The 8,670-nt window shown below is 44.8% G+C and carries 11 protein-coding genes, 2 tRNA genes and 1 pseudogene; 10 read left to right on the top strand and 4 right to left on the bottom strand.

All coding sequences use genetic code 11. From position 1 onward, the window contains the following. The 3 genes and pseudogenes from hycE to ACP5N5_RS04355 all read left to right on the top strand — a co-directional run. A pseudogene (gene hycE, locus ACP5N5_RS04365) lies at positions 1-536 on the top strand (hydrogenase large subunit); the annotation flags it as partial. Continuing rightward, positions 533-1,048, top strand: coding sequence for a 4Fe-4S dicluster domain-containing protein (locus ACP5N5_RS04360; protein ID WP_428133271.1), 516 nt, complete (start codon positions 533-535; stop codon positions 1,046-1,048). The pseudogene hycE and the gene ACP5N5_RS04360, both read left to right, overlap by 4 nt. Then, positions 1,041-1,511: an NADH-quinone oxidoreductase subunit B family protein gene (locus ACP5N5_RS04355; RefSeq protein WP_012608690.1), complete on the top strand. Its 471-nt coding sequence runs from the start codon at positions 1,041-1,043 to the stop codon at positions 1,509-1,511. Before ACP5N5_RS04360 ends, ACP5N5_RS04355 begins: the two co-directional genes overlap by 8 nt. A gap of 272 nt (positions 1,512-1,783) precedes the next feature. Here ACP5N5_RS04355 and ACP5N5_RS04350 read toward each other — a convergent pair whose 3' ends face one another. The 3 genes from ACP5N5_RS04350 to ACP5N5_RS04340 all read right to left on the bottom strand — a co-directional run bounded on the left by ACP5N5_RS04350 (position 1,784) and on the right by ACP5N5_RS04340 (position 2,426). Beyond that, on the bottom strand, positions 1,784-2,011 hold the full coding sequence (locus ACP5N5_RS04350) for a hypothetical protein (protein WP_156915449.1): 228 nt from the start codon (positions 2,009-2,011) through the stop codon (positions 1,784-1,786). Positions 2,012-2,042: 31 nt separating this feature from the next. Next, positions 2,043-2,142: transfer RNA gene (locus tag ACP5N5_RS04345), tRNA-His, on the bottom strand. Between the two features lie 209 nt (positions 2,143-2,351). Beyond that, positions 2,352-2,426, bottom strand: a tRNA-Val gene (locus ACP5N5_RS04340). A gap of 128 nt (positions 2,427-2,554) precedes the next feature. Here ACP5N5_RS04340 and ACP5N5_RS04335 point away from each other — a divergent pair. Genes ACP5N5_RS04335 through ACP5N5_RS04315 form a run of 5 tightly spaced genes read left to right on the top strand, consistent with a single transcriptional unit; the run spans position 2,555 to position 6,767 of the window. Next, positions 2,555-3,394: a class II glutamine amidotransferase gene (locus ACP5N5_RS04335; protein WP_428133263.1), complete on the top strand. Its 840-nt coding sequence runs from the start codon at positions 2,555-2,557 to the stop codon at positions 3,392-3,394. Positions 3,395-3,423: 29 nt separating this feature from the next. Further along, positions 3,424-4,557, top strand: a complete 1,134-nt coding sequence (locus ACP5N5_RS04330) for an ATP-NAD kinase family protein (protein WP_042667737.1) — start codon at positions 3,424-3,426, stop codon at positions 4,555-4,557. Positions 4,558-4,609: 52 nt separating this feature from the next. Continuing rightward, on the top strand, positions 4,610-5,536 hold the full coding sequence (locus ACP5N5_RS04325) for a metallophosphoesterase family protein (RefSeq protein WP_428133260.1): 927 nt from the start codon (positions 4,610-4,612) through the stop codon (positions 5,534-5,536). Between the two features lie 54 nt (positions 5,537-5,590). Beyond that, positions 5,591-5,914 (top strand): hypothetical protein, encoded by a 324-nt coding sequence (locus tag ACP5N5_RS04320; protein WP_232216786.1) that lies wholly within the window; start codon positions 5,591-5,593, stop codon positions 5,912-5,914. A 13-nt stretch (positions 5,915-5,927) separates the two neighbouring features. Next, complete coding sequence (locus ACP5N5_RS04315) at positions 5,928-6,767, top strand: hypothetical protein (protein ID WP_428133258.1); 840 nt, start codon at positions 5,928-5,930, stop codon at positions 6,765-6,767. A gap of 13 nt (positions 6,768-6,780) precedes the next feature. Here ACP5N5_RS04315 and ACP5N5_RS04310 read toward each other — a convergent pair whose 3' ends face one another. Beyond that, positions 6,781-7,131, bottom strand: a complete 351-nt coding sequence (locus tag ACP5N5_RS04310) for a hypothetical protein (RefSeq protein WP_012608697.1) — start codon at positions 7,129-7,131, stop codon at positions 6,781-6,783. A gap of 100 nt (positions 7,132-7,231) precedes the next feature. On the opposite strand from ACP5N5_RS04310, the gene ACP5N5_RS04305 reads away from it, so the two are divergent. Both ACP5N5_RS04305 and ACP5N5_RS04300 read left to right on the top strand, forming a co-directional pair. Next, positions 7,232-7,693: a hypothetical protein gene (locus tag ACP5N5_RS04305; RefSeq protein WP_157857613.1), complete on the top strand. Its 462-nt coding sequence runs from the start codon at positions 7,232-7,234 to the stop codon at positions 7,691-7,693. A 268-nt stretch (positions 7,694-7,961) separates the two neighbouring features. Continuing rightward, a partial coding sequence (locus tag ACP5N5_RS04300) for a TCP-1/cpn60 chaperonin family protein (protein WP_428133251.1) occupies positions 7,962-8,670 on the top strand: 709 nt, incomplete at its 3' end.

The following is an 8,670-nucleotide window of genomic DNA, read 5'->3' as shown; positions in this document are numbered from 1 at the left end:
CAAAGGAGTGGGCCGTAAAGCTAGGAGTCGAAGGCCCTGTTGCAAGGGCTTCAGGTGTAGACAGGGATGCCAGGAGGGATTTACCATACGCAGCCTACAAGCATGCATCGTTCAAGGTCCCGGTTTACACCGAGGGAGACAACATGGCTAGGGCACTAGTCAGAGTTGACGAGGTGAAGGAGTCAATGTCGATAATAATACAACTACTAGACGCCATACCCAGGGGTCCCATAATGCTTGATAAGTATGAGATACCCGAGGGAAGGATAGGGGTCCGGGTGGTTGAGGCCCCTAGGGGAGGAGATATACACTACGTGTTGACAGGTAAAGGGAAACCATATAGGTGGAGGGTCCGGGCTCCAACATATAATAACATCCCAGCGCTGAGGATAATGCTGAGGGATCAATCCCTAGCTGATGCACCGCTCACAATAGCCAGTATAGACCCATGCTTCTCATGTACTGATAGAATCATGGTTATAAGAGAGAATGGAAGAGTGGAGAGAATTAGTTTTAACAGGGGTGTTCCACTATGAGTAAACTCCTTAAACCAGTTAAACTAGTAGTAATAGCTAGTGAAGCAGGAAGAGTAACAAGGAAGTATCCGTTTGAAGAACCACTTGTAACACCGGACTTCAGGGGTAAAATAGAGATAAATGCCTCCAAATGCATTGGATGCGGCGCATGCGTTAATGCATGCCCACCAAACGCGTTACAGTTAATAGAGGATAAGGAGAAACTAGTGCTAAGATATTTCATCGGGAGATGCATATTCTGCTGGAGATGCATAGACGTATGTCCTACAGGCGCAATCAAGGGGACCCGGGAGTTCGAGCTGGCTACAGATGATATTTCAGACCTCTACACGCACGTAGTACACTCAAGGAAAGTATGTGCATTATGCGGCAATACCTATGCAACAGAGAAAATAATACGCTATGTAGCGGAACACGCGTCCTTAAGTGAGGAATACCTGGATAAATGCCCTGATTGCAGGAAAAGAAACTTCATTAAGGCATTATCAAGGAGGAGGGGCGGCTTTGAATAGTCTCTTAAAAAAGAGTATATGGGTATTCCATTTAAACACAGGTAGCTGTAATGCCTGCGATATAGAAATACTCGACGCCTTGACCCCGTTCCATGATGCAGAGAGATTCGGTGTTAAACTAGTAGGGTCCCCGAGGCACGCTGACGTGATATTGTTAACAGGGCCAATAACTATTGAAACGCTCCCTAAAGTAATAAACGCTATAGAGGCTGCACCGCGCCCAAGAATAATAGTGGCACTAGGATCCTGCGGTGTTGGAGGCGGTATATGGCATGACACGTATTCAACCATCGGAGGCGTGAGGAGCCTGAAAAAAATCCTGGATGAAAAGGGCATACAGGTCGACGGGATATACTATGTGCCAGGATGCCCTATAAGGCCTGAAGCCCTCCTATATGCTATCGCGTTGATAAAGGGACTTGTATCAAAGAAGGTGAAGGGGGAGATAAAGTACGCCGAGTAAGCTTGCCGCATATATATGTAAATACATACATCATGAAACATTATTCCCCCGGCACTTCACGGGAGATATATCATCATGCAGGAGAATCAAGGAACTAAGCATTGAGGAGGCAGCCGACATTCTCCCCGGGGAAATCCTCAACAAGCTAATGAAGGGCGTGGAGATAATACTCACGGAACCCGAAATAGTTAAGAGAATAACCGGGATAGACGTTGTAAACGAGTACGTAATCTTAAAACCCCTATCCACCTAGAAGTTACAATCCTTTATTCCTAGGGGCTCATCCTAGCAAAGGGACAGGATCTCCACAGGGTCTCACATTTCCTAACAGTAGACCTAGTTAGATATCTCTCAAGTACTTTACAGTAAGCCACACAATATTTCTCTCCATCCTTTTCAAAATTAATTAACTCTATATTAGGGCATAGATCCGTTAAATTATTACACGTTGGCAATGCATGGATCGGTATGTATATCTCCCTTGGTTTACCTGACTCCACGAGGGACACCTATTTTAAGGCTATTGGAAAGGGCCCGGGCCGGGATTTGAACCCGGGACCTCCGGGTTTCCACCCTCCTCATCTCGAGGGGTCCACAGCCCGGCGCTCTATCCAGGCTGAGCTACCCGGGCCACGTTCGAGTTGTGGCCCAAGTTCATCATGGCCTCCCAGGCTCTATGCTCGGGCCCTCAAGTAGATTGATAAAGCTGATACTAGGTTTTTAATGTTTACTCAGAAAGCCCAAACTTGTAGGCAGGACCAGTAACTCGGAGTCAACTAGAAGTATGCTAGGCCACAGTTACATCCTTCTTTAAACAGGAAGACTGGTGGAGTAGGTTAGTGGGCCCGCGGGGACTTGAACCCCGGGCCTCCGCCGTGTGAGGGCGGCGTCCTAACCAAGCTAGACGACGGGCCCTCTATACTGGATAATAATTATGCTGGGTTTTATAAATGGTTTAGCCGCCTTAATCAACGTCAACTCTATAGTGGGACAATATATTTTATACTCTACGTGCTATTGAGTATATAAATGGTGGCTTCAAGATGTGTAGACTCCTAGCAGCCAGGTTCACTGGTGAAAAAATAGAGTTGGCCGGTGAAGTCTTAAATGCGTTTGTCGAGAGCAGTAGACGTGACCCCTATCTAGAAAGGGTGAGCGGCAACAGGTACAGTGCCCATGATGATGGATGGGGTGTAGCCGTGGTTGGCTACGGGGATAGCCCCAGTGTAATCTATCATAGAATGATTGAGCCAATATATTTCGAGAATAGCCTGCGAGTCCTGGATTTAATCAATAAGAGGATACAAAGGTATAAAGAAGTATATCTACTAATACACTCACGTAAGTCCTCTAGAAACGAGCCCTACGGGCTTGAGTACACTCATCCATTCATAAGGCTCATGGAGAATGGCGCCTTATGGTTCGCGCATAATGGTGGAGCTAAGAAGGAGGAGCTCGCCAGAGAACTAGGGGTTTACCCCTGGATAAGAGTTGACTCCGAGTTACTGGGCTACTACATCATGGGTAATATAGGGGATTGCTTAAGCATCAATGACGATCTTGATGAATGCGTTAGAGACGCGTATGTTAAGGGGTTAAAGTATATACCAGAAAACTCAGGGTATAACACCGGCTTACTCGCATTAACCTCGAGGAATACATCCCTCTATATATCCCACAAAGTTGCCGGAAATCCATCACAGGCTCTCCTGGATTACTATAAGATAGTGGCATATACGTCTAATGAAGCCGTTATAGCGGGCTCTATAACCATTAAAGAATATCTACCAAGCAAAGTGTCCGAGCAATTTAAAACATGGTTCCTCGAGCCCGGCTTATACAGTATAAGAGGGAAGGAGATATCGTTGATCACGAAGCTTTAAGCTAGTGAAAACTTTATGCGTGATTATTAATGACATGTAGCAAGATTGTGAAAGTGGGATTCATAGTTAACCCTATCGCGGGAATGGGTGGCAGAGTAGGGTTAAAGGGAACTGATGGAGAAGCATACAAGATAGCGCTGGAGAGAGGTGCACAACCCGTTTCGCCTCAGAGAGCCATAGAGTTCCTTAACGCATTACGTAATGAATGCTTCGAGATATACACGGCTCCAGGCCTTATGGGTGAGGAAGAGGTCTCCAAGAGCATACATGCAGGTAAACTGGCTAGGGTTATTAATGGAGTGGGTAACAGGGAGACCACGAGGGAGGATACTATTCTAATAGCCAGGAAAATGAAGGGCCTTGTTGATATACTTGTATTCGTAGGCGGTGATGGAACAGCACGAGATATCTATACTGCCATAGGTATGGAGCTACCTGTTATAGCTGTACCGAGCGGCGTGAAGATGTATAGTAGCATATTTGCTTTAAACCCGTATGCTGCAGCCGACCTACTCGCTAAATTCATCAATGGGGAAACAATCATCGTTGAACGCGAGGTTCTCGATATAGATGAAGAGGCTTTCAGACAGGACAAGATAGCTATCCGGGCCTACGGGTACTTGAAGACACCTGTATACCCAGGGCTTATACAGGCTGGTAAAAGCATTTATAGTGGGATTGATGAGGAGTTAAATAAGGAATCAATAGCTGAATACATAGTAGAAATCATGGATCCCTATACCCCGTATATCCTGGGACCTGGCTCCACTGTTAAGGCTATATGTGTAAAACTGGGTTTAACCTGCACGCTGTTAGGCGTAGATGTCATTCTAGGCGGCAGAATACTTGTGAAGGATGCCTGGGAGAATCAATTACTAGACGTCTTGAAGAATTATAGCGGTGTTAAACTAGTAGTCACCCCTATCGGGGGGCAGGGCTTTATTTTCGGGAGGGGTAATCAACAATTATCTCCTAAAGTGCTTTCATTAATAGATAGAGATAACATAATTATTGTCGCCACAGAATCCAAGATACGAGAGCTTAGAGAGCTATACGTGGATACAGGTGATCCAGCCGTAGATAAAATGCTCGAGGGTTACTACAGGGTTCTCATCGACTATGGTAGATACCGTGTGATAAGGGTTACATCCTACACTCATTGATCCAGGATAATTAAATTAATCTTTATAGCTAATATTCATAATAGTGGTTGAAATGTCCGGCCTAAGGGACTTAATTGAAGAGGCCTTATCGATTTCCCGTGACCCAGGGAAGCTGGCCGATCTAATTAATACTTCCACAACTATCCTGGAAATAGATGGAAGCGTGTTTAAAGTACATAGACCTGGTGTAGTAGAGTTCCTAGAAGCCCCCAGTATATCCTTCGTTGGTGATATACATGGCGATTTCTACTCTCTCATCGCGGTGTTAGAGAACGTGTTTCCAAGAATAATTGATAATGGTGTCGCGGTCTTTCTAGGCGATTATATTGATAGAGGATATCTACAGGTAGAGTCTATAACACTTCTTCTATTACTGAAGAAGCTCTACCCGGATAAAGTAGTATTACTGAGGGGTAATCATGAGCCACCCGAGTTCCTGAAGCCCTATCCCCATGATTTCCCAGATATCCTCATCAAATACTTCGGTGGAGAGGGGCATACACTATACAGGTTATTCCTTAAATTATTCTCGAAGCTGCCACTCATTGCTTACAGGAGAAGAGGTTTTATCGCTGTACATGGGGGTCCACCATTAAGGTGTATCAGAAGCACTGTAATCGAGGACGCGTTCGAGATAGGCTCACAGGCTTTCTCAGCTGAGACAATAGAATCAGTACTCTGGAGCGATCCAGTGGAGCTAGGTATAGACGTGATTCCATCGCCCCGTGGTGCTGGATACCTCTATGGTTCAAGATTCACGGAGAAAGCACTTAGCTTAATTGGAGACGGAGTTATAATCCGGAGCCATGAGTATGTTGACGGCTATAGGGAGGCACATAATGGGCGCGTCATCACAGTGTTCTCCGCACCACTTGTCTACGAGCTTAGATACGCCGGTGTACTAGTCTACTCAGAGACAGAGGGGAGGGGCCATCTCGAGAGGATTCTTATAGAACCCGTACAGCCAGGTCGTTATTAAAGTATTTAATACACGTTAATCAATTAGTCTCTCGTGATGACGTGGGTGAATATAGTGGCTAGAAGGAACAGTAGCGATGAAATGGCTGAGATAATTGAGAGAGTAGTTGGCGACATTATCGATGAACTCATAGAGAAATACTATAGTGATAAAGTAGATCAATATGTGGAGTACGAGGAATTACTAGTGAGGATAGCAAACGAGATCTCGCGCATAGTCTTCAAGGGGAAGGCTACTCCAGCTGAGATCGAAAGCTACCTCTATAAACTACGCGAGAAGAGGGGATATGCTAAATTAATACTAAGCTACCTAATAGGTAAGACACTTGAATTAAGGGAGGAAGTAGAAGGCTATACAGCAATATCTGACAAAGCATAGTTTACCCGGAGGGGTGTTTGATATACCTAGAGGCAAAGGTGGTCAGCGTAAAAACAGCAGGAGAAAAGATAAAGGGGAATCAACTCCTGCGAAAACAGTCGTTGACGGTGGAAACCGTTCTAGACCCAAGAAGGCTAAAAACTCCTTTGACACCGGTAAAATAGTTGACGAAGTACTTGATCAAGCATATATCTACCTAGGCTTAAGTGAGCTGGATATCGATGAGAAAATAGCTAAGTCCGTGGCGAGGGAGGTAGTTGAAGCAGTTGTCTCCGGTTACTCGAGCAGACCCAGTCCTGATTCAGTATTGAAGAGGATTCAGCGTAACAGGGAACTGGTTAACGAGTATATAGCTGGGAAAATCCTTGAGTCAATCGAGAAACCTGGACCACTTACACTTGAATTCCTTATAGCTAATGGTGGTAGAGCAGTGATTAAGGATGTATCTAGGCTCTACAAGTTAGCGGTGGAATATAATAAACCAGAGTTAATCATAACGCTTCAGAGCCTATGGAATAAGTATGGCCCTAAAGAAATGTTGAAGTGCCCGAGGTGTGGTTTTAACGGTATCTCGCCAGAGTATTCTTGCGTAGTCTGCGGAGCCACCGTCTCGGAAAAGTATATTAGAGATAGTATAGGCTTCAGCGATAAATTCAACGCATACTTAAAGACAGCCAGTGTGGCGGAGCTACGTGAAGTATTACAGTTAGGCTTCATCCTGGTCGACTCGCTGAGAGTATATGCCCCGAAGAGCCCTGAGGCTAGAGGCAGGGTTCTCTACCCTATTAGGTTAACCCGTGCCGAGATCAACTCAATTATTGAGGAAATAAACAGCAGGGATGTAAGAATATAGGTTGAATACCCGGCTAGATACGTAGGCTAATGTTTAATTCTCTAAACACTTGCCTCAATCCTCTTCTCAGAACCTGTAGATTCAAGTCCGCCGTGCTTAGACTCCCATAGTGTTCAAAGACTCTTTTACCCATGTAATAGACCTCCACGTAGGGAATCCCCCTAGGTGTCTCCACGAGCTCCGGATACTCGGTCATGTTTATTCTGCAAAAGAGTATCCTTGAATCACCATCTTCCTCAAGGCTTTTTACAGCTGCCGTCAGGTTTTCTGAGTCCCTATTGTTTGGAATGTAATACTCTATGAATACGACTTCATTCCCGATTATGGCACGGGTAAGCTCTTCTCTTGAACGTAGTTCATACATCCTGGCTTACTGCCCTCATGAATTGTTTTTGTTTTTATATGTTTTATAGTTGTTGATGTTGGTTTATATTGTTTGATGCTCTGTTCCTCTGGTATAATTATTGCGTATACTTTTTTACCGTGGAGCTCCTTTACTTTATCTCTATTTTCTCTGCCTATCTGGTATAACGCGTAGTAGTCCCCTATACTTGATAACACTGCATTTAACAACATGTTCCGAGGGCAGCGATGAGAAGATAATAGAATTCCTGAAGCTATTCCGTGATGCAACACAGATTGTTGTAAATAGGATTTGGAGTCTAGATACAATACCATCAATGAAAACACTACACAAGATGTTCTACAAGGAGCTTAGGGTATATGGTTTTAGAGCCCACCACGCTAAGCATGTATACAGCTATGCTAGAGCAATTGTTAAATCTGCTAGGAAGAGGAATAGTAAGAAACCTATTCTAAGGAAGTTAACCGCTAGGATAGACAGGTACGATTACAAACTGGATCTAGAGAGTAGAACCCTTATACTGAAACTCCATAACGGCTATGATGCAAGGCTAAGCTGTTGATGCCTAGGGATAAACCCAAGAGGGATGCAGGGGAACAGGGATGAAGGGATGAAACAAGCTTATATAAACCTATATGAGACCTGAACCCCTCCGATCCGTGTAATCTCATACTCTCAAAATTATTCGTATTGTTTCCCATGGGTATTATATTTTATTATGTTGCGGCAGGGTTCAATGAGATCGATTAAAATAGTTATGATAGAAAAGTTTATATAGAAGTCCTTTCATGAAATACCACTGGATTCTACCATGATGTAGGTGGAGAGTTATGGCGCTATATGGCGTACCTGTATTGGTATTGAAGGAGGGAACACGTAGAACCGTTGGTAGAGATGCTCTAAGAGCGAACATAGCTGCTGCAAGAGCCCTTGCAGAGGTATTGAGAACCAGTCTAGGCCCCAGGGGACTGGATAAAATGCTTGTAGACAGCTTCGGGGATGTCACTGTTACAAACGATGGTGCCACAATAGTTAAGGAGATGGAGGTCCAGCACCCAGCTGCAAAACTACTCGTGGAGGTCGCTAAGGCCCAGGATGCTGAGGTAGGTGATGGTACAACAAGCGCTGTAGTGCTCGCGGGGACACTTCTAGCCAAGGCTGAGGAGCTTCTCGACCAAAACATCCATCCAAGCATAATAATAGAGGGCTACACCAAGGCCATGAAGGAGGCTTTAAGGCTACTGGACGAGATCAGTGTTAAAGTAAACCCGAGAGATAAAGATATGCTTAGGAGAATAGTTAACACCACTATCTCAAGCAAGTACATTGGTGGAGACATTATATCGAAGAAGATAGCTGAGATAGCTATAGATGCGGCCCTAGCAGTAGCCGAGCCCAAGCCTGATGGAACATATGATTTCAGAGTCGATGATGTAAAGATAGAGAAAAAGAAGGGTGGAAACGTCCTGGATACCCAGCTGGTTTACGGCATCGTGTTGGATAAGGAGGTTGTCCACCCGGGCATGCCTAGGAGAGTTG

The sequence above is a fragment of the Desulfurococcus sp. genome (assembly GCF_049970475.1).
GTDB lineage: Archaea > Thermoproteota > Thermoprotei_A > Sulfolobales > Desulfurococcaceae > Desulfurococcus > Desulfurococcus amylolyticus.
The sequence above is the reverse complement of the archived record's forward strand: the minus strand, read 5'-3'. Positions and strand labels throughout refer to the sequence as shown.